At 46.9% G+C, this 19,530-nt stretch carries 16 protein-coding genes and 2 pseudogenes; 4 read left to right on the forward strand and 14 right to left on the reverse strand.

The genetic code is table 11. From position 1 onward, the window contains the following. Positions 1-12: 12 nt before the first annotated feature. The 9 genes and pseudogenes from neuB to STRDD12_RS03365 all read right to left on the reverse strand — a co-directional run bounded on the left by neuB (position 13) and on the right by STRDD12_RS03365 (position 11,516). Positions 13-1,040: pseudogene (gene neuB, locus STRDD12_RS03325) on the reverse strand (N-acetylneuraminate synthase). Positions 1,041-1,049: 9 nt separating this feature from the next. Then, the gene (locus tag STRDD12_RS03330) at positions 1,050-2,450 is read right to left on the reverse strand and encodes a lipopolysaccharide biosynthesis protein (RefSeq protein WP_066915137.1); all 1,401 of its coding nucleotides are present in this window, start codon (positions 2,448-2,450) and stop codon (positions 1,050-1,052) included. After that, positions 2,447-3,469 carry a glycosyltransferase family 52 gene (locus STRDD12_RS03335; protein ID WP_066915138.1) on the reverse strand — a complete coding sequence of 341 codons (1,023 nt, stop codon included), beginning with the start codon at positions 3,467-3,469 and terminating at the stop codon, positions 2,447-2,449. Before STRDD12_RS03335 ends, STRDD12_RS03330 begins: the two co-directional genes overlap by 4 nt. Before the next feature lie 242 nt (positions 3,470-3,711). Beyond that, a pseudogene (uvrB, locus tag STRDD12_RS03340) lies at positions 3,712-5,699 on the reverse strand (excinuclease ABC subunit UvrB). 87 nt (positions 5,700-5,786) lie between these two features. Further along, positions 5,787-6,773, reverse strand: a complete 987-nt coding sequence (locus STRDD12_RS03345; protein WP_231853440.1) for a CPBP family intramembrane glutamic endopeptidase — start codon at positions 6,771-6,773, stop codon at positions 5,787-5,789. Between the two features lie 333 nt (positions 6,774-7,106). Continuing rightward, the gene (locus STRDD12_RS03350; protein WP_066915140.1) at positions 7,107-8,147 is read right to left on the reverse strand and encodes a diacylglycerol kinase family lipid kinase; all 1,041 of its coding nucleotides are present in this window, start codon (positions 8,145-8,147) and stop codon (positions 7,107-7,109) included. Between the two features lie 11 nt (positions 8,148-8,158). Beyond that, entirely contained in the window at positions 8,159-10,117 is a 1,959-nt protein-coding gene (gene ligA, locus STRDD12_RS03355) for an NAD-dependent DNA ligase LigA (protein ID WP_066915142.1), read from the reverse strand. Positions 10,118-10,156: 39 nt separating this feature from the next. Continuing rightward, entirely contained in the window at positions 10,157-10,666 is a 510-nt protein-coding gene (locus tag STRDD12_RS03360) for a QueT transporter family protein (protein WP_066916206.1), read from the reverse strand. A 97-nt stretch (positions 10,667-10,763) separates the two neighbouring features. Then, on the reverse strand, positions 10,764-11,516 hold the full coding sequence (locus tag STRDD12_RS03365) for a lysophospholipid acyltransferase family protein (protein WP_066915144.1): 753 nt from the start codon (positions 11,514-11,516) through the stop codon (positions 10,764-10,766). Between the two features lie 116 nt (positions 11,517-11,632). On the opposite strand from STRDD12_RS03365, the gene STRDD12_RS03370 reads away from it, so the two are divergent. The 4 genes from STRDD12_RS03370 (at position 11,633) to STRDD12_RS03385 (ending at position 13,791) form a co-directional block, all read left to right on the forward strand. Beyond that, positions 11,633-12,397, forward strand: a complete 765-nt coding sequence (locus tag STRDD12_RS03370; protein ID WP_066915146.1) for a tRNA1(Val) (adenine(37)-N6)-methyltransferase — start codon at positions 11,633-11,635, stop codon at positions 12,395-12,397. After that, a complete protein-coding gene (locus STRDD12_RS03375) occupies positions 12,384-12,662 on the forward strand; it encodes a GIY-YIG nuclease family protein (protein WP_066915148.1) in 279 nt (92 codons plus the stop codon). The genes STRDD12_RS03370 and STRDD12_RS03375 overlap by 14 nt, the downstream gene beginning before the upstream one ends. Beyond that, a complete protein-coding gene (locus STRDD12_RS03380; RefSeq protein ID WP_066915150.1) occupies positions 12,659-13,276 on the forward strand; it encodes a Pr6Pr family membrane protein in 618 nt (205 codons plus the stop codon). Before STRDD12_RS03375 ends, STRDD12_RS03380 begins: the two co-directional genes overlap by 4 nt. A 62-nt stretch (positions 13,277-13,338) precedes the next feature. After that, a complete protein-coding gene (locus tag STRDD12_RS03385; protein WP_066915152.1) occupies positions 13,339-13,791 on the forward strand; it encodes a universal stress protein in 453 nt (150 codons plus the stop codon). A gap of 159 nt (positions 13,792-13,950) precedes the next feature. Here the strand turns inward: STRDD12_RS03385 and STRDD12_RS03390 are convergent, their stop codons facing one another. The 5 genes from STRDD12_RS03390 to STRDD12_RS03410 form a co-directional block, all read right to left on the reverse strand. Further along, entirely contained in the window at positions 13,951-14,736 is a 786-nt protein-coding gene (locus tag STRDD12_RS03390; RefSeq protein ID WP_066915154.1) for an L-threonylcarbamoyladenylate synthase, read from the reverse strand. 94 nt (positions 14,737-14,830) lie between these two features. After that, the gene (leuD, locus tag STRDD12_RS03395) at positions 14,831-15,424 is read right to left on the reverse strand and encodes a 3-isopropylmalate dehydratase small subunit (RefSeq protein ID WP_066915155.1); all 594 of its coding nucleotides are present in this window, start codon (positions 15,422-15,424) and stop codon (positions 14,831-14,833) included. Continuing rightward, the gene (gene leuC, locus STRDD12_RS03400) at positions 15,425-16,798 is read right to left on the reverse strand and encodes a 3-isopropylmalate dehydratase large subunit (RefSeq protein WP_066915157.1); all 1,374 of its coding nucleotides are present in this window, start codon (positions 16,796-16,798) and stop codon (positions 15,425-15,427) included. 16 nt (positions 16,799-16,814) lie between these two features. Next, positions 16,815-17,852: a 3-isopropylmalate dehydrogenase gene (leuB, locus tag STRDD12_RS03405; RefSeq protein WP_066915159.1), complete on the reverse strand. Its 1,038-nt coding sequence runs from the start codon at positions 17,850-17,852 to the stop codon at positions 16,815-16,817. Positions 17,853-17,864: 12 nt separating this feature from the next. Continuing rightward, the gene (locus STRDD12_RS03410; protein ID WP_066915161.1) at positions 17,865-19,427 is read right to left on the reverse strand and encodes a 2-isopropylmalate synthase; all 1,563 of its coding nucleotides are present in this window, start codon (positions 19,425-19,427) and stop codon (positions 17,865-17,867) included. Positions 19,428-19,530: the final 103 nt, after the last annotated feature.

Below are 19,530 nucleotides of genomic sequence, written 5' to 3' on the forward strand. Positions count from 1 at the left end.
TTTTAGCTCCCCTTACTTATCGTCGCTTAGTTGTGGCCTAAACCGACTATCCACAATAACTTGGTCTTCATCAAAATCAGCCTCTGCTTCTTTTCCTAAGATGTCATACCAGGCCATGGGTGAAATGCCATTTCCCGGCCGCTTGACAGTGATGTTTGCAGTTGTGAAGCGTTCCCCCTTAGCAATCGGTTTTAAGGCAACCACTGATTTTCTGGCAACGATTTTATTTTTTCCTCAACTGCTTCAGGGACTTTTTCAAATCTTCCCAGAGCTTCTTCGACGATTCGAACGCCCTTGACTAAGCGCTTGAGAACATCTGGTGTGGCACTAGCCTTATGGTCAGGACCGGGCATATTTTGGTCTAAGGTGAAATGCTTTTCGATTACTTCCGCACCAAGGGCTGCCGCAGCAATGGGCACCTCATAGCCAATCGAGTGGTCAGAATAGCCAATCGTTACCCCCGGAAAAGCTTTTTTCAAGGTCGTGATAACATTAAGATTCAGCGCCTCATAAGGGGTTGGGTATTCTGTCGTGCAGTGCAAAATGGACAAATCCTGGGTCCCCTTGTCTCGCAAAATCCTAACAGCCTCCTGAATCTCATCCAAGGTTGCCATGCCTGTCGAAAGGATTACCTTTTTGCCTTGTTGGCCAATTTTCTCTAGGTAAGGCAAATTCGTAATCTCCCCAGACGGAATTTTGTAGACAGGCATGTCCGTGCTGATGAGAAAATCCAAAGACTCTTGATCAAAGGGGGTAGAAAAGACATCAACCCCTTTTTCCTGACAATAATCGCGTAAACTGAGGTATTCTTCAAAGCTCAGTTCCAAGCGACGGGTCATTTCCAATTGGCTGTCTGCTGTCCCTGTTGTCACCTTTTGATAATCTGCTTTAGGCGCATAGCGGGAAATCAACTTGTCGGCTTTAAAAGTTTGAAATTTGACAGCATCAACCCCACAGGCCACTGCCTCATCCACCATCTGACGGGCCAACTGCACATCCCCATTGTGGTTACAACCGATTTCAGCAATAATATAAACCATATGAACTCCTTAAAAAAGATTGCGCTTTTGTAAAAAACGTGTGATGATTGCTCGATAATACCAGGCAAAGGCCAGGCTGATGAAAAAACAAGCCAGCCAGCGTACCCAAAGTTGGTCCAAAAATTGATTGATAAAAAGGGCATAAAGTCCGACAAGGCCTATCAAGACGAGGAAATGTTTTTCCGTCATCTCATCGTAACGATATCTAGCCTTGGCAATCAGGTGATGAAAGACCAACAAGAGCAGGTAAGCCAACAAGGTCGCCAAAGCTGCCCCGTAAATGCCTAGCCAACCAATCAAAACCAGATTCAGTAAAAAATTGATGCCTGCTGACAAGAGGGTACCGACAGGAATGTAAAGGGTACTGCCATGGTAAAACTGAATATTGACTGGGAAAGTATACAAAAAGACCAGGTAATAACTGACAATAATCCAAGCGATGAAAGACTGGCTATCTCGGTAGGCACTGCTTCCCATCAGACCAACCAACTCCGGAAAGACACTCAGGTAGCCCAGGGTCAAAAAGGTACCGGCCAAAAGATAATGCCTTTTATATTCCTGGATTTGCTCTTTATTCTTTTGACGCTTGGCTTCAAAAAACCACGGCACCCAGGCGGTATTCATGCTATTTAAGACAATCTGAATAATCAACCCCAGTGAGTAACCAAAACTATAGAGGGCGACCTGACGCATCCCCAGCATTTTGCCAATCATGATGCGGTCGAGTTGATTGAGTAAATTGTGGCCCAGGGTATGAAAAACCAAGGGTAAAGATGTCGCCAAGATAAAGGGGAGATAGGCCTTTTGCCACCAAACCACCTTCTTTTTTAGTAAAAAGAGAAAGTAGAGTATGCCCAAAATAAGCAAGGGAACAAAGCCACCGATGATACGTGCCCAAACCCCATTTTTCAAGGCCAGCAGTAAAGCAACCGACAAGAAAACATTGCCAAAAGTTAAACCAAAAGACAAGAACAGTTGGTGTTTGGTCTCTTGATTCTGAATAAAATATTGGGAAAAACAAGCCTGAAGATGGCTAAAAAAGGCCTGAAATAAGATAAAAATGACTATTTCACTAGGAAACCCTAGCAGACTTTCCAAAAACCCTCTAAAGCAGAAGGCCACCAGCGATAGTATGAGAAAAAAGAGCAAGGATACTAGGCTACTCGTTGCCACATAATCATCAAACCGCTTGTCAAACTTGACCTTGGCAATGCTAAAACTCCCATTGACCTGTAGGCCAATAAAAATCGCAAAAATGGTCACCCAAGATAAATAGAGGTTGTAATTCCCGTAATCCGCTTGAGTCATGACTCGGGTGTAGAGGGGCAGGGTGATAAAAGACACCCCTTGAATCAATAAGTTACCCACTGTATAGGCCAGACTTGAAGACCATAATCTATTTCGGCTCATCTGATATCCCCTTCATCCAATCCATAGTCTCCCAGTAACTGAGCATCGTAGCTATCCCTTGCCCAATCGTAAAAGACCTGGCTAACCGTAGGGGCTTCAAAAAACTGATTGGCTGTTGACGAGTGGCTGACAACCAGAGACAGTTGCAGCTTCCCTTGGAGCGCCAAATATTCTACCGGCACAGCTTGAGCCAAGCAGGTGACGCCCTTGATCCCGTCATAAGTCAAGTGATCGCGGGGATGCCCCTTTAAAAGAACCTGATAGCCCGAGGCCTGGAGTCTGGTGATGACCTTTTCATAAAAATAGGCCTGCTGTGATGGGCTCATCAGGCCATCCTGAGCCAGAGGCTGTGTCAAAACTAAGGCTAAGCGCCCTCTTTCGTTAACTTCTGGGACAGGGCCAAAAATGGCTTGCATATAGCTTTCTTTCTCTGACGACAGTTGCCTAAACAAGGCCTTTCGAGGCAAGACACAGAGTTTTGCGTAGCGACTATCGGTCTGACTCACGGCCAAGTTTTCCCAACTATTGATTTCAATCGCCTGACAAGCTGAACTGTAGCCTCGTATCAGAGGGCGACGTTTGACCTGCCTTGCCAGTCTTTCTTTGAGACTTCTTGGATAACCCTGTTGATGGGCAATGGTGAAATAATTATAACCATCTTCCAGCAATACATAGGCTAGCTTTTGTCTATGACAAAAAAATCCCTCAGGGGTATCATCGTTAAATAGGTAAATGTGAGCAAAGGACTGCAAAAAAGCCCGCATCTCTGCTAACAACGGACGCGGATAAAAACCAAATTCTGACCGCAAGACATCCTTATCCTTGACCAAAACCCTTACCGGCGCACCCGATTGTCGAATCTGATAAGCCAGTTGCTGGGCATTGGAAATGGTGGTGCTCAACCAAAAGGTGACAGGGCCCCCTTCTTGCCAACGTGCCAAAGCGACCAAAAAATGATAAACCGTATGACAAATATACAAGTCTCCTGTCATTTTCTGCTTCTTCTGTTCTTTTTTCATACCTGTCCTTGCATCCCCTAACATTACTTTATTGTAACACAGATTTCAATTCTAGGACAATAGAAAAAGAGAAATTCCCTTACAGCGGCTAGCTTTGGAGGAATTTCTCTCTGGAGAATTGGAGGCCATCACATCTCTGTTTGCGTCCGTTATTATTGTCATATTATCGAAAAATTGACATCTTTTCGGGGCTGGCTGGCTGTCAACAGCCAAAAAGTGACCTTACTTACAGGAGTCTCCCCTTAGTCTAGGGCCTTGATTTCCATCATCATATCCCGCAATTGGGCCGCCAGTTCAAAGTCCAAGCGGTCTGAGGCTTCCAGCATTTGCTTTTGCAATTTTTTGACCGTTGCCTGACGGTCTTTTTTCGTCAAGGTTGAGACATCAATTTCCTCGGCTACTTGACCTTCTTCAACTGTTGTTGCAGAAATCAAATCACGGATTTCTTTTTAATGGTTTGTGGCGTAATGCCGTGTTCTCTATTATAGGCCATCTGCAGTTCCCGACGGCGGGCGGTTTCATCCATGGCCTTCTGCATGGATTCGGTTATCTTATCTGCATACATGATGACATGGCCCTCGCTATTACGCGCTGCCCGACCAATGGTCTGAATCAAGCCCCGTTCATTACGCAGAAAGCCTTCCTTGTCAGCATCCAAAATAGCGACCAAACTCACCTCTGGAACATCAATCCCTTCACGCAAGAGGTTGATACCGACCAGCACATCAAAGACACCCAGACGCAGGTCACGGATGATTTCCGTTCGTTCCAAGGTCTTAATGTCCGAGTGCATGTACTTGACCTTAACACCCATTTCCTTGAAATAATCGGTCAAGTCTTCCGCCATTTTCTTGGTCAAGGTGGTCACAAAGACCCGTTCGTTTTTGGCCACACGCTCATTGATTTCACCCAACAAATCATCCATCTGTCCCATCGTAGGGCGCACTTCCACCTCAGGATCCAACAGCCCTGTCGGTCGAATGATTTGTTCAATGACCGTATCTGTCTGGGCCATCTCATAATCTCCAGGGGTCGCTGACACATAGACAATTTGATTAACATGGCCTTCAAACTCCTCCCGTCGCAAGGGGCGATTGTCCAAGGCAGACGGCAGGCGAAAACCATAATTTACCAACATCTCCTTGCGGGCTCGGTCACCATTATACATGCCTTTAATCTGTCCCATGGTGATGTGCGATTCATCAATCATGATAAGAAAATCATCTGGAAAGAAATCCAGCAGGGTGTAAGGGGGTTCCCCCTCCTCCCGCCCATCCATGTAACGGGAATAATTTTCTACCCCATTGGTATAACCCATCTCCCGCAGCATCTCGATATCATACTCGGTACGCTGACGGATACGTTGGGCTTCGATGAGTTTTCCTTCCTTTTCAAAGAGAGCAACCTGTTTTTCCATATCCTGAGCGATTTGGGCAATGGCATCATCGAGGCGTTCTTCCTGGGTGACAAAGTGAGTGGCTGGGAAAATGGCAATATGTTTCATGTCCGCAACAACTTTTCCTGTTAAGGGGTTGATTTCACGAATGCGATCAATCTCATCTCCGAAAAACTCGATGCGAAAAGCATTGTCATTGCGAGAGGCTGGAAAGATCTCTACCACATCTCCACGGACGCGAAATTTCCCCCGTTGAAAGTCAATGTCATTGCGATCAAATTGAATATCTACCAGACGATTGAGCAAGGCATCTCTGGACAACTCCATTCCTGGACGTAGGCTGACGACATTGTCCCGATAGTTGCGTGGGTCCCCCAAACCGAAGATGGATGACACCGAAGCCACCACAATCACATCATTGCGTTCTAAGAGAGCTGCCGTAGCTGAATGGCGCAAGTAATCAATCTCGTCATTGACCGCACTGTCCTTTTCGATATAGGTGTCACTAGAGGGAACATAGGCCTCTGGTTGGTAGAAATCATAGTAGGAGACGAAATACTCAACCGCATTATTGGGGAAAAATTCTTTAAATTCCCCGTAAAGTTGGCCAGCCAAGGTTTTATTATGGGCAATGACCAGCGTGGGCTTATTGACCTGGGCAATCACTTGACTCATGGTAAAAGTTTTTCCTGTCCCCGTCGCTCCCATGAGGATTTGCGCTTTTTCGCCTCCCTCAATATTGTCGACGAGCTGTTCAATAGCCTGTGGCTGGTCTCCTGATGGCTGGTATTTTGAGACCAGTTCAAAGGTATTGTGGTCTTGTCTTTGAATCACGGTTGTGCTCCTTTCACAAAAAATCCACTCTCACAGCGAGAGGGATTTCAGAAATATGATGTCACCATTATAGGTGATAAACTATTTTTAGTCAATAGATTTGCCTGTTTTGGCGCTTTGGAAAGGTGTTTTAGGTGGTCTTTGCCAAAAATCCTGCCAGCTCCAATCGCTCTTTTTCCAAAAGAGATAGACCAAAACCAAAATAGAAGCCAGTAAGACTAGGCTGGTCAAGAGAGAGCCTTCAGCGCCGAAGCTAGCACCTGTTAGCCAAGCCAAGTTTCCTACCGGTTGCCAAGTCCAAACAGAAGCATCTGCTGGTGTGCCTGAAACCAGGCTCCCAAAAATATTTCCCTGAACAAAATTCCAGGCACCATGCAGGCCCCCCACCAACCAAAGGTTACCACCGTAAAGCAGTAATAAGGCGCAAAAGATACCGTCAAGTAGGATATTGGTCACTGACAAGACGGTGACCCCTGCATTGAGGAGGTGCATGGCGCCAAAGAGAGCACTTGATATAAAGATTGCCCAGACCAGGCTAACCTTTGTCGCCAAGGTTGGTAAAAGCCAGCCGCGCACAACCAACTCCTCAGTGGTTCCTTGTAAAAGCCAAAAGGGGGCTATGGCCAAGATAAAAGCAAGCGCATCGCCACTGAGATAGTTGAGCGAAAGGCTGATTTGCCCAGTGAGAACTAAAAGACCCACAACAAGAGCAAACTGGAGAAAACCGATAGCACAGCCTAAGGCCAAAGATGATAGCCACTTCTTGCCATAAAAGCCCAAGGTCACCAGGGGCCTTTTTTCCACCAAACGCACCCAAGCAAAGACCAAGGCCATAATGCCTGCAAAGCTAGCTAGCTGGATAAACAAAAGGTAATGCCCGACAAGTTCCTGAACCGACAGGTTACTTTGCCCAGATAGCAAGAGACCGGCCCCTACAGACACAAGCCTTAAGAGCGGAAAAATCGTAAAACTACCCACCCAGGTAACGGTCCAGGCCAGGGGGACCGCTAGCCAAACAGGCAGGGGGAAGCGTGACAAGCGCGCATCCCTCAGCATTGGATGTTGTGACATCATCAAAACCTCCTTGTCATGAGAACAGACTCCTTTTTTCTTTATTTTATCCCATTTTAGCAGCGTCAGCAAGCCCCTCAGGAGAGCCTTCCTAACCTTTGGTCAGGTTGCAACCTTTCCCAAAAAAGTCTGGTTAAGGAGCGGACCCAAAACCTAGACGAACTAATTTGCTTCCTAGATTCTACAGAGTTCGGCTAAAAACTTAGCCCTCTTGGTCGAGGACAAAGACTTCTTGGCATGAAAAAACGCTTGAAACAGAAGCCGTTCAAGCGTTCAGGTACTTTGATTCTAAGTGACGTCTTAAGCTTCACCCTCAGTTTGGTCGAGGACCGGACATCATTTATGGTGTTCTTCGTGTTCTTTTTCCACACGGTCCACCTCTTGAGAGAACTTCTCGGCAATGGCTTCTAGGGCTAACATTTCCGTATCTTTTAGGTCAATGCTAATGGCATCATCAGCGATATTATCCGCATCAGCAAAGAAGGTCAAATGGTTTTGCAGGTTGGTTAAGGTCATGGGGGCATCGCCACCGTATTCCCCATCCAGATTAATCATCATCCGTTTGGAATGCGTGCCTAATGGCGTGATGGTCAATTGACTGGTCTTGATATACTCAATATTTTTGTCGCCAATATGCCGACCGTTTAAGGCCATCCGAATAAGGCCCAGCATGTCAAAAAGATTAGCCGTTTTAACCAAAATCAAGGTAAACAAGCCATCATCTAACTTGGCATCAGGCGCAATCTGCTCAAAGCCTCCCACCGAATTGGTCAAGGCAGCGAAAATCATCGAGACATGCCCTTCAAAAGTGCCATCATCATGCGTAATGCGGACAGGCACCTTGCGAATCTGCGGTAAGAGTTCCGCCCCCTTGGCCAAATAGGCTAAATACCCCAAGCTGGTTTTCAACTGACTAGGCACACTGTAAGTAAGCTCTGTCAGCGTCCCTGCCGCCGCAATATTCATAAAATATTGGTCTTGGCCTGCTAGGCCAATATCCATCTGAACCATTTGGCGCTTACCAATCACCTTGGCCGCCTCGATGGGGTTCCCTCTTGGGATTTTCAAAGCTCGGGCAAAATCATTGGTTGTCCCGGTTGGGATAATAGCCATCAAAGGACGGCGCTTAAGGGGAGCAATTCCATTGACCACCTCGTTGATGGTGCCATCACCACCAGCAGCCACAACCAAATCAAAGCCCGCCAAGGCTGCGCGTCTGGCCTCTTTTTTAGCTGAATCCGCTTCAGGGGTCGTCTGAAAAGCCGATGTCTCATAACCAAAGCCTTCAATGATATGCAAGACTTCCGCCACATTCTTTTTCATGACTTCTTGGCCAGAGGTTGGATTATAAATCAACCGGGCCCGTTTTTGGTACATAAGCTCCTCCTTTACAAGTTTTCCAGCCAGGCTTCATCTTCAACTGGAATACCCAAACTTTGCGCCTTAGCCAGCTTGCTGCCAGCATCGGCACCGGCCACCACCAGGCTCGTCTTTTGAGAGACAGAACCCGTTACCTTGGCACCGAGACTTTCTAATTTTTCCTTAGCCGCTTTTCTGGTCAGGCGTTCCAATTTCCCTGTTAGAACGATAGTTTGTCCAGCTAAAACAGCTTGCTCAGCTAGGACAATGCCCTGATAGGTTAAATTGACACCAACGGCCTCTAACTGATGAAGCAGGTCCTTGGATTCTTGTCGTGAGAAATAACTGCTGATGCTGTTAGCGACAACCTCTCCTAGCCCGTCAATGGCTGCCATTTCTTCTCTAGGAGCCGTCATCAAGGCAGGGAGCGAATGAAATTTTTCCAAGAGCAGTTGACTGACCTTGCCACCGACATGGCGAATGCCAAGACCAAACAAGAGCTTATCAGCAGAATTGGCCTTTGAATCCGCAATAGCTGACACCAATTTTTGCGCAGACTTTTCCTTGATTCCCTCTAAGGCCAAAAAGTCGGTGGTCGTTAGTTGGTAGAGGTCAGCCACATCCGACACCAGCTGAGCGGCAAACAATTTCTCAATGACAGATGGGCCCAGTCCAACGATATTCATGGCATCTCGACTGGCAAAATGAATCAGCCGTTCCTTGAGTTGGGCAGGGCACATGGGATTAATACAGCGCAAGGCCACTTCATCCTCGTAATGCTCCAAAACCTTCCCACAAGACGGACAAACGTCAGGTACTGCCATGGCTTGCTGCGCCTTACGGTCTCTCATGACCACGCGCAAAACCGCCGGAATAATATCGCCTGCCTTATAAACAATGACCGTATCACCAATACGGATATCCTTATCCTGTATATAATCGACGTTATGCAAGGTTGCTCGACTGACCCGTGTCCCCGCCAGGTTAACCGGACTCAGATTGGCTGTCGGCGTCACAACGCCTGTTCGTCCCACCTGCCAGTCCACAGACAAGAGTTGGGTTTCTTTTTCTTCTGCAGGAAACTTGTAGGCAATTGCCCAGCGAGGTACCTTAACCGTGTAGCCAATTTCTTCTTGTTGCTCGAGGTTGTCGACCTTGATGACAACGCCATCAATATCATAAGGCAACTGGTCTCGCTTGGTTTGCACTTGCTGGATAAAGTCCCAAATAGCCGTCATACTAGCTGTGACCAAGCGGTCTGGATTGACCGAAAAACCGAGTTCTTGCAAATGTTCCAGAACAGCCGTCTGACTCTCGTCTTCTGTCGGTTGGGCAAGCTGATAGAGAAAAGTCGCTAATTGACGCTTAGCCACGACTCCAGTGTCCAATTGGCGCAAGGTCCCCGCCGCAGCATTTCGAGGGTTGGCAAACTCAGCCTCACCGGCCGCCTGTCGTTGCGCATTGAGGGCTTGAAAACTCGCTCGAGGCATATAGCACTCCCCTCGCACAGTCACCGAGACAGCTTCCTTGAGACGCAGAGGAATATCTTTCACGCGCTTAAGGTTTTCCGTGATATTTTCCCCGACAAAACCATCCCCTCGTGTCGCGCCGACTACCAGCTCTCCGGCCTCATACGTCAATGAAACAGATAAGCCATCAATTTTGAGTTCGGCGACATATCGGGCATCTGGGTAGACAGCTTTAACCCTCTGGTCAAATTGTTCAAGTTCCTCTTTAGAAAAGGCATCCTGCAGACTGTAGAGGCGGTAGTTGTGCTGGTATTTTTCAAAGCCATCTAAAACAAGCCCACCCACTCGGTGGGTTGGGCTATCCGCTAAAACAGCCTCAGGATGGGCCTTTTCAAGTTCTTGTAATTGCCGATACAAGGCATCGTACTCGGCATCCGTAACCAGTGGCGCATCCTCTGTATAATAGGCATTAGCATACCGGTTGAGCAAGTCAACCAATTCTCTCATCGTTTGTGTCATGTTTTTATTTTACCACAATTTTAAAGAGGCTGGCGCCTTTTACTGAGTCAGATCGATACGACGCCCAATCTGCTCAAACAAGATAGCGCCGATGAGCAAGGAAAGCAGTTCGCCCAGGGCAACCGTCACCCATGTCATGAAAAAGGGAAGTTTCAAAATAATATGCAATTCCGCGGCGATTGTCACCATGGAGCTGGCAAAAAAGAGGGCAAAAAAGAAGAAACCTTTATTTAAGAGCCCACCAAAAATACGCTCCTTGGTAAAACCTTTAAAGAGCCAAACGCCCAAACCGACAAAAACAAAGGTCGATAGCCCGCCAACGACCATATCGATGGGGCCCAAGCTTGAGGGGATATTGGCCAGAACACAGCCCAAAGTGACCGCATAGAGGTATTTGCGGTTATAAAAAACGAGGAAGTAAAGCATTTCTGCTAGACGAAACTGGATAGCCCCATAACTCAAAGCATTTAGCGGTGGCGTCAAGGTTAAAACCACATAGAGGGCTGCCACCAGAGCAATTTGTGCCATATCTTTTACACGTAAAGTCATTGTCATTTTTCTCCTTTATACAGCGAAAAGGGAGTCGGACAAGACAAGCGTAGCCCAAAGGCTCCAAGCTTTTCCTATCCCACTCTCTATCCGCAGCTTATTGTAATTCATTTTCCCGGTGTTTATCTGGATCCCAGACAAAGCTCGCTAGAAAAGCGAAAGCCACCGTTAATAAGGTCAGTAAAATAGCTAAAATCCCCAGAGGAATCCGGAGGAGCCACCAAAGAGGTCGAAACTTAGTGGCCTGGGTCAAGCTTTCATTTTCCGCGTCCAACTGGTCAAAGGCTTCTTGCAAACGACGTGACACTTCTTCGATGCCTTGGTCATTCATGCGCTTGATGTCAGAAATATCGATCGGTTCTCCGTAGTTCATATCCACGCGTGCACCCTTGATAAAGCTTGAAAAATCGCGTGGTCCCCCGTAAACCGCAGGTACAATTCTCACCTTGGCCATTTTGGCGATGACAGCAACGCCCCCCTTCACGTCACTCGCATGACGGCTACCACTCGGAAACATAATCAATGAGCGCTGACTCTTTTTGAGCATCTTGACAGGGTACTTGATGGCTTCTTGACCAGGATTTTGGCGGTTAATGGGAAAGGCACCGCACATCTTGATAAACCAACCAAGGGCCCGATTTTTAAACAACTCTTGCTTAGCCATGTAGACATACTTCCGTGGCTTAGTTGAAAAGGCTAGGTAAACAGGATCCCACCAAGTTCGGTGCGGAGCGACCAAGATAACATTTTCATCTAAGTCAGGCAGGCGCTTTCGATTATGATAGTGGGCATTCCCATTGACACAATAGAGCAAGAAGGTCGCAAAATATTGTAAATAAGCGTAAAACACACGCAAATCTCCTTTTTTTAGTGTGCCATAATTATAACATGCTAAAGAAAAAATGAAAAGTTAGAGGCTGGCACAAAATTTGGTATAATAGGGGAACTAGACAAAGGAGAACTCAGGTGACACAGCCAACAAGACAGCCACAGCCTCTACGAGATGGCGAACGAGTGGACCAACTATTTTCAACAGATGTTAAGATTATCCAAAACCGGGAGGTCTTTTCTTATTCTATCGACTCCGTGCTTTTATCCCGCTTTCCCAAACTCCCCAAGCGCGGGCTTATTGTCGATCTCTGCGCTGGTAATGGTGCTGTCGGACTCTTTGCCAGCACCCAGACACAGGCCCAGATTGTCAGTGTGGAACTCCAAGAACGACTGGCTGACATGGCGCAGCGTTCCGTAGAACTCAATGCCCTCACAGATCAAGTGACCGTCGTCCAAGATGACCTCAAAAACCTATTGGCCCACGTCCCTCGCTCACAGGTTGATTTGATTCTCTGCAATCCCCCCTATTTTAAAGCCAGCGAGCAGTCGCACAAAAACCTGTCCGAGCACTACCTCCTTGCCCGCCACGAGATAACCACCGATTTGGCAAGTATTTGTCAGGTCGCTCGCCATGCCCTCAAGTCCAATGGTCGACTGGCTCTGGTCCACCGACCTGACCGTTTTTTAGAGATATTAGATACCTTAAAAGCCAACGGGCTAGCGCCAAAACGCTTGCAATTTGTTTACCCAAAAAGTCATAAGAATGCCAATATGCTCCTCATCGAAGCCATCAAAGATGGGTCTGAACAAGGCTTCACCGTCTTGCCTCCGCTCATTGTCCATCAAGATTCAGGAGACTACACCCCTGAAATCCAGGAGATTTACTATGGCAAATCCTAAAGCCTTTATGTATGTCTTAGGCTGTGCTGACGGGACGCTCTATACCGGCTACACGACCGATGTGCAAAAACGCCTAGCAACTCATAACAGGGGAAAAGGGGCCAAATACACTCGGTCTCGTCTGCCTGTTCGCCTGCTTTATCAGGAGAGCTTTGCCAGCAAGTCCCAGGCCATGAGTGCCGAAGCCAGCTTTAAGCGAAAAACACGTCCTCAAAAACTAGCCTACATTGCCCAACACACCAAATCAGAAAAGGAGAATCCGTGACCCCACGTAGCTACTACCGCATTTTCTTAACCCTTATCGCCAGCTGTGGCCTCTACCTGCAAATTTCCCAATCAGGGCCAGGTATGCTCTTATACTATACGGTCTTCTCCAACCTGTTGGTCTGGTGCTTTCTTATCTATCTTATCTGGCGAGACCTCAAAAAGCGCTCCGACAACCGGCTCTTGTTGCGCCAAAAAGGTTTGGTAACTCTGGCTATTGGTATTACCTTTGTCGTCTACCACTTTCTTTTATCCCCTTATGTGAAGCCAGCTGATTTTTGGACCTTAAGAAATCTTTCTGTTCATTATCTCGTCCCCATTGGCTTCATTTTAGACACACTCATCCTTGACCGGACCAAAAGCTACCGTTTTTATGACCCTTTTGTATGGACATTAGTGCCTTTAGCCTATTTTGCCTTTGCCTTGTTCAATGGCTTGGTGCTTAAATGGCCTGTCCCAGGAACAAAAGCCAGTCCTTTTCCCTATTGGTTTATCGACCTCAACCACACTGCCCCTCAAAAGGTGCTGTCCTTTGTGCTGATTATCTTTTTTGGTTATCTCTTTAGTGGCTATTTGTTGCTTTTCATTAAAATATTTTTTGGAAAAAAACGATAAACGCTTTCAAAAACACTTTCAAAAGAGTACAATAAAGGTGAAAACCAAAGGAGGACGAACATATGCCAAAAGAATACAAACATATCATGGTTGCCGTAGACGGCTCTTACGAATCCGAGCTTGCTTTTGAAAAAGGAATTGCCGTTGCCAAACGAAACGGTGCAGAACTGGTACTGGCACACGTTATTGATACGCGCTCCTTACAAAGCGTCGCAACCTTCGACTCCTACATCTACGAAAATCTCGAAACAGATGCCAAAGGGGTATTGGAAAACTTTGAAAGACAAGCCCGTCAGCAAGGTCTAGACCGTGTCCAACGTGTCATCGAATTTGGTAATCCCAAGACCTTGTTGGCCAAGGATATTCCCGATAAATATGGCATCGACCTGATTATGCTGGGGGCTACCGGTCTCAATGGCTTCGAACGCCTCTTGATTGGTTCTTCGTCCGAATACATCATGCGCCATGCCAAGGTTGATATTCTCATCGTCCGCGATAAGGAAAAGACCCTCTAAAAGCGAAGCAAATGGCCTGACAACTAAGCTAGGCATGCTTCATATCCGCTAAAAGACCTCCGTTCTAGAACGGAGGCCTTTTTCTTACCCCTTACTGACTGCTCATTTCATTAGTTCATGGCATAAAAAAATTCTGGCCAAGGGCCAGAACTTTTCAGCTTAGTAATATTCACCTTGACGATAGTCCCAAGAATTGAAAGTATCAGACAAGTGCATCATGATTTTGTCGATATCTAAACCTTTACGGATAACGACTGGACATGGTGTGATGGAACGGCTGTTAGCCCCTTGTTCAGGGATGAGTTTTCCGTCCTTGTCAACCATAGAGACCATAACTCCTTGCTCATAGCGTGTTTCGATGGTCTTGTCAGGTTGGATAGAAGCCACATAATCATCTGCTTCGATGACTAAGTCAACCATAGAGTCGATACGTTCACCGATGCCTTCAACCTTACCACGGTTTCCTTTACCAGATGGGTTAGCTGAGGAAGCGTAAACCATACGGCCTTCTTCTTCCCACATAGCCTTGGCCAACTGCTCACCAGGAACACCAAACTTGATAACGAAACATGAAGTGCCACGCACATCCGTCATCAACTCTTCACGGCCATCCCCATAGGCTTTTAACTTCGCATAGGCATCTTCACGCCAAGGCAAGATACAACCCAAAAGAATATCTTCGTCCCAATGTTTTTGGTAAAAAGCATCAATCTCAGGTGTTAATTGAGCCAAAGCACGCAATTCTTCCATGCTACCACAGAGAACTACGCCTGGTTTGTTACGGTTACGTTCTTTTGCTTCAAACTTACGTTCCAAACCTTTTTTATCGGCAGTCATGATGATATAGCCCACTTTGGTAGGACTTACCAAGACACCACCTTCGCCCTTGATGATTTCAAAGCCTTCTTGTGATAAGTTGCCATCCCACTGAATGTGTTTAGTCATTTGCATTCTCCATCTAATTATAGGTTTAATCTTTACTAGTGTACCATGTTTGGCCTCTTTTGACAAGTTGAATTGTCAGAATATTTCAGACAATTCACTCCTGCCAATAGCTGGGCCTTTGTTTTTCATAAGCATCGATAAGGTCGGCATACTGCATGGTAATGCCGATATCGTCTAGACCATTGAGGAGCTTGTGTTTCCATTCCGCATCAATGTCAAACGAAAACTCTCCCACAGGTGAATAAAGCTTTTGGGCTTCTAAGTCAACCGTCACCTCGTCCTCTGGCGACAAAGCCGCCAGCTGTTGTCGAACTTCTAAGGGCTGCACAATCGGCAAAATACCATTGTTGAGGTCATTGTTGTAGTGAATGTCCCCAAAAGAGCCCGCCACAATCACCTTGAAACCGTAATCAGCCAAGGCCCAAGCGGCGTGTTCACGAGAAGACCCTGCTCCAAAGTTATCACCGGTAATCAAGACAGTGGCCTTGCGGTACTCCGGTCGGTTAAAGACAAAATCAGGATTCTCTGTGTATTTGTCATCCGCATAGCGCCAAGCATACATGAGGTATTTGCCAAAGCCCTTTTTATCAATCAACTTGAGAAATTGCTTGGGCAAGATTTGGTCGGTATCAATATTATCATTCATCAAGGGAACCGTCGTCCCAGTGTATACGGTGAATTTTTCCATCTAAACCAACTCCCTCACATCGACAAAACGGCCATGAATGGCAGCGGCTGCCGCCATCGCTGGGCTACACAGATGCGTCTTGGCACCAAATCCCTGCCGGTCTTCAAAGTTTCGATTACTGGTTGAGGCACAATGGACTCCTTCAGGAACCTTATCCGGGTTCATTCCCAGACACATGGAACAACCTGGGTCGCGCCATTCAAAGCCTGCCTCCATAAAGACTTTATCCAAGCCTAAGGCTTCTGCTGCTTGTTTAACCGGACGACTGCCCGGTACGACAATAGCGGTCAGATTCTCTGCAATTTGCTTTCCTTTAACAAACTCAGCCGCCAACATCAGGTCACTCAATCGGGCATTGGTGCAAGAACCAATAAAGACATAACCAATCTCAATGTCGCCCACATGCTGGCCTGGGGCCATGTCCATGTAGTTATAGGCCCGCTCATCATTCATATCCCGAATTTCAGGGAAAGGTTGATCAAAGGAGACCCCCATCGAGGGGTTGGTCCCCCAGGTCACCATAGGCGCTAAAGTCGACACATCAATCGTGATGACCTTATCATATTGCGCATCTGGGTCAGATACCAAGGTTTTCCAATCGGCTACTGCAGCCTCAAAAGCCTGAGGCACGCATTCCTTATCCTTAAGGTAATCGTAGGTGGTTTGATCTGGGTTCATAATCCCCATTTTTGAGCCAAACTCCACCGACATATTGCAGATAGTCATGCGTTCTTCCATACTGAGGGCCTCAATGGCTTCCCCTTGGTACTCCACGGCATGGCCAACGCCACAGGCGACACCGTGCTGGGCTATCAAGGCCAAGATGTAGTCTTTGGCATAAACACCCTTTTGAGGGCGACCTTCAAAACGCACTAAGAGCTTCTTCGGCTTGACCTGCCACAGGCATTGGGTCGCAAAGACATGCTCTACTTCAGAGGTCCCAATCCCAAAGGCAATCGCTCCAAAAGCGCCATGAGTTGCCGTGTGGCTATCCCCACAGACAATAAACTTGCCAGGTTGCGTACGCCCCGTTTCTGGGCCCACCATATGAACAATGCCCTGTTTTTGGGAGCCGTGGCTGGCATGGTCAATCCCAAACTCATAAACATTGCGCGCCAAGGTGTCCATCTGTGCTTTTGAGATGACATCTCGAATATCATAAATATTAACCGTTGGCACATTATGGTCAAAGGTCCCAAAGGTCAAGTCTGGTCGACGTAAGCGCCGTCCAGCCTCCTTTAGGCCAGAAAAAGCCTGCGGACTTGTCACCTCATGGATGTAATGCTGGTCAACATACATAAGTTGTGGTTCTCCCAGCTGGCCATGGACAACATGACGCTCCCAGACCTTATCAAAAATCGACTTTCCACTCATCGCACTTTCCACCTAATTACAAATTTTCAATAATTTTGGCCGTCATTTCTTTTGTGCTTGCATTACCGCCCAAATCTCGGGTGAAAACGCCTTGGTTAAAGGTCTTAGCCACCGCATCTTCAACTTGTTGCGCCAAGGCGTGTTCCCCAAAACTCTCCCTAAGCATCATAGCAACAGACAAAATCATACTGACCGGATTTGCGATGCCTTGCCCTGCAATATCCGGTGCTGACCCATGAATGGGTTCATAAAGGCTTGGCCCAGCCGCCGAATGACTGGCTGAAGGCATCACCCCTAAGGTCCCTGGTAAGACACTCGATTCATCGGATAAGATATCACCAAACAGGTTTTCCGTCACCACCACATCAAAACGTTTAGGGTCTGTAATCATCAGCATGGCAGCCGAGTCCACCAGTTGGTGTTCTAGGGTCACATCAGGAAATTCTGCAGCCACTTCATCTGCCACTTGACGCCAAAGTTTTGACGTTGCCAAAACATTTTGCTTATCAATACTGGTCACTTTCTTTTTACGACCTTGGGCGATTTGGCAGGCCTTGCGGATAATACGCGCAATTTCCTCACGGCTATAGTCGTTGAGGTCACGGGCCTTATCTTTTTCTAAGAGGTGTTCCCCAAAATAGATACCACCGGTCAATTCACGCACCACAACGAAATCCACACCCTCAATGCGGTCTTCCTTGAGCGGTGACAGGTGTTTAAGGCTGTCAAATATTTTCACAGGGCGGATATTAGCGTAGAGGTTGAGGGCCTTACGAATCGCCAGAAGCCCTTGTTCCGGACGCACGGGTGCATCGTCATACTGTGGGCTACCAATAGCCGCTAGCAAAATGGCATCCGCTTCTTGGCTAGCCACTAGCGTATCCTCTGGTAGCGGATGTCCCTTAGCATCTATACCTGCCCCTCCAAAAGGCTTTTCTGTGATGGTATAGGTGAAATCTGTTCCCTCAGTGACTGCTTTTAAGACGTCCAAGCCTGCTGCCATGATTTCAGGTCCAATGCCATCACCTGGCAGGGTTACAATATGTTTTGTCATGAGCTGACCTTTCTAAGCGTCAATACCGTCGCGTTCAGAAATACGATTGCCGATTTCGCCAGCGTTTTCCTTTTGTACCAAAGTATTGGCATTGATGTAGGCGATTGCTGAGGCTTTGAGTACATCAAAGTCCAAACCAGAAGCATTGAAAATCGTTTCAGTATCAACATTTTCGACAGACACCAAGACCCGTGCTTGTGAGTCGATACCATCTGTTACGGCATCAATGGTGTAGCTGAGCAGTTTAACAGTCTGGTTAAAGAATTTATCCACGGCATTAAAGATTGCTTCAACAGACCCTTGACCGTTAGCTAAAATATCCACAACTTCACCATCGTTGTTGATGAGGCTGACTTCTGCTGTCGTAGTGTCATCCGCATTTGACGTCACTTTGAGGTCATTAAAGCGGAAGCCTTCTGGATTTTCAATCTCAACACCAGCTACCAAGGCACGGACATCTGCATCTGTGATTTCATGTTTTTTGTCTGCCAAAGCTTTAAATTTCGCAAAGAGCGGTTTGATATCGTCTTCGGTAAAGTCAAGAGCTAATTCCTTGAGTTTTTCGACAAAGGCGTGGCGACCAGATAACTTACCTAATGGCAGAGAGTTATGTTTAACACCGACCAGCTCTGGTGTGATAATTTCGTAAGTGAGCGGATTTTTAAGAACGCCGTCTTGGTGAATGCCAGATTCATGCGAGAAGGCATTACCTCCGACAACCGCCTTGTTTTTAGGCACTGGAATACCTGAAAAACGTGAAATCAATTCAGAGGTATTGATGGTTTCATTGAGGACAATATCACTGCTAGCTTGGTAGTAATCTTCACGAATATTGAGAGCCACGGCTACTTCTTCCAGAGCGACATTCCCCGCACGCTCACCAATACCGTTAACTGTTCCTTCCACACGACCTGCACCGTTTTTGATCGCTGTCAAGGTATTTGCCGTTGCCATCCCTAAATCATCATGGCAGTGAGGGCTAAAGATAATCTCACGGTCGCTCTTTACATTGTCAAGAAGGTGTTTAAAGATATGTCCAAACTCCTCAGGTGTCGTAAAGCCAACGGTGTCGGGGATGTTAATATAAGTGGCGCCAGCATCCACTGCTGTTTGTACGACTTGAGTCAGGTAGTCTAGCTCTGTACGCGTCGCATCTTCAGGTGAAAATTCAACCACATCAAACTTAGAACGTGCGTATGACACGTGTTCCGTGATGATATCAAGAATTTCTTCCTTGGATTTTTTGAGTTTGAACTCCCGATGGATGGGACTAGTTGCAATGAAAACATGCACTTGCGGGTATTTGGCATCTTTAAGAGCCTCATAACAAGCGTCAATATCCGATTTGACTGAACGTGCCAAGCCCGTCACAGCTGTCTTAGTGAGGGTTGCAGCAATTTGCTTGACAGCCTCAAAAGAATCAGGACTAGCCGCTGGGAAGCCCGCTTCAATGGCGGAAATCCCCCATTTTTCCAACTGTTTTGCGATGGCAACCTTTTCCTTGATGGAAAAATTGACGCCTGGCGTTTGTTCGCCATCTCGGAGAGTCGTATCGAGAAATTCAACCTTACGCATAGTATCTACCACTTTCTAAAAATAAAAACACCTCGCTACCAAGCGAGATGTTTTTCTCCCGCTTGGTAAGCCAAACAGGACTAATGCTTTTGCACTAGTCCTC

Source organism: Streptococcus sp. DD12, from assembly GCF_001578885.1.
Lineage (GTDB): Bacteria > Bacillota > Bacilli > Lactobacillales > Streptococcaceae > Streptococcus.

Coding starts and splice junctions, on each gene's coding strand:
- STRDD12_RS03330 (WP_066915137.1), bottom strand. CDS start 2,450: ATGAGCCGAAATAGATTATGGTCTTCAAGTCTGGCCTATACAGTGGGT.
- STRDD12_RS03335 (WP_066915138.1), bottom strand. CDS start 3,469: ATGAAAAAAGAACAGAAGAAGCAGAAAATGACAGGAGACTTGTATATT.
- STRDD12_RS03345 (WP_231853440.1), bottom strand. CDS start 6,773: ATGATGTCACAACATCCAATGCTGAGGGATGCGCGCTTGTCACGCTTC.
- STRDD12_RS03350 (WP_066915140.1), bottom strand. CDS start 8,147: ATGTACCAAAAACGGGCCCGGTTGATTTATAATCCAACCTCTGGCCAA.
- ligA (WP_066915142.1), bottom strand. CDS start 10,117: ATGACACAAACGATGAGAGAATTGGTTGACTTGCTCAACCGGTATGCT.
- STRDD12_RS03360 (WP_066916206.1), bottom strand. CDS start 10,666: ATGACTTTACGTGTAAAAGATATGGCACAAATTGCTCTGGTGGCAGCC.
- STRDD12_RS03375 (WP_066915148.1), top strand. CDS start 12,384: ATGGCAAATCCTAAAGCCTTTATGTATGTCTTAGGCTGTGCTGACGGG.
- STRDD12_RS03385 (WP_066915152.1), top strand. CDS start 13,339: ATGCCAAAAGAATACAAACATATCATGGTTGCCGTAGACGGCTCTTAC.
- STRDD12_RS03390 (WP_066915154.1), bottom strand. CDS start 14,736: ATGACTAAACACATTCAGTGGGATGGCAACTTATCACAAGAAGGCTTT.
- leuD (WP_066915155.1), bottom strand. CDS start 15,424: ATGGAAAAATTCACCGTATACACTGGGACGACGGTTCCCTTGATGAAT.
- leuC (WP_066915157.1), bottom strand. CDS start 16,798: ATGAGTGGAAAGTCGATTTTTGATAAGGTCTGGGAGCGTCATGTTGTC.
- leuB (WP_066915159.1), bottom strand. CDS start 17,852: ATGACAAAACATATTGTAACCCTGCCAGGTGATGGCATTGGACCTGAA.
- STRDD12_RS03410 (WP_066915161.1), bottom strand. CDS start 19,427: ATGCGTAAGGTTGAATTTCTCGATACGACTCTCCGAGATGGCGAACAA.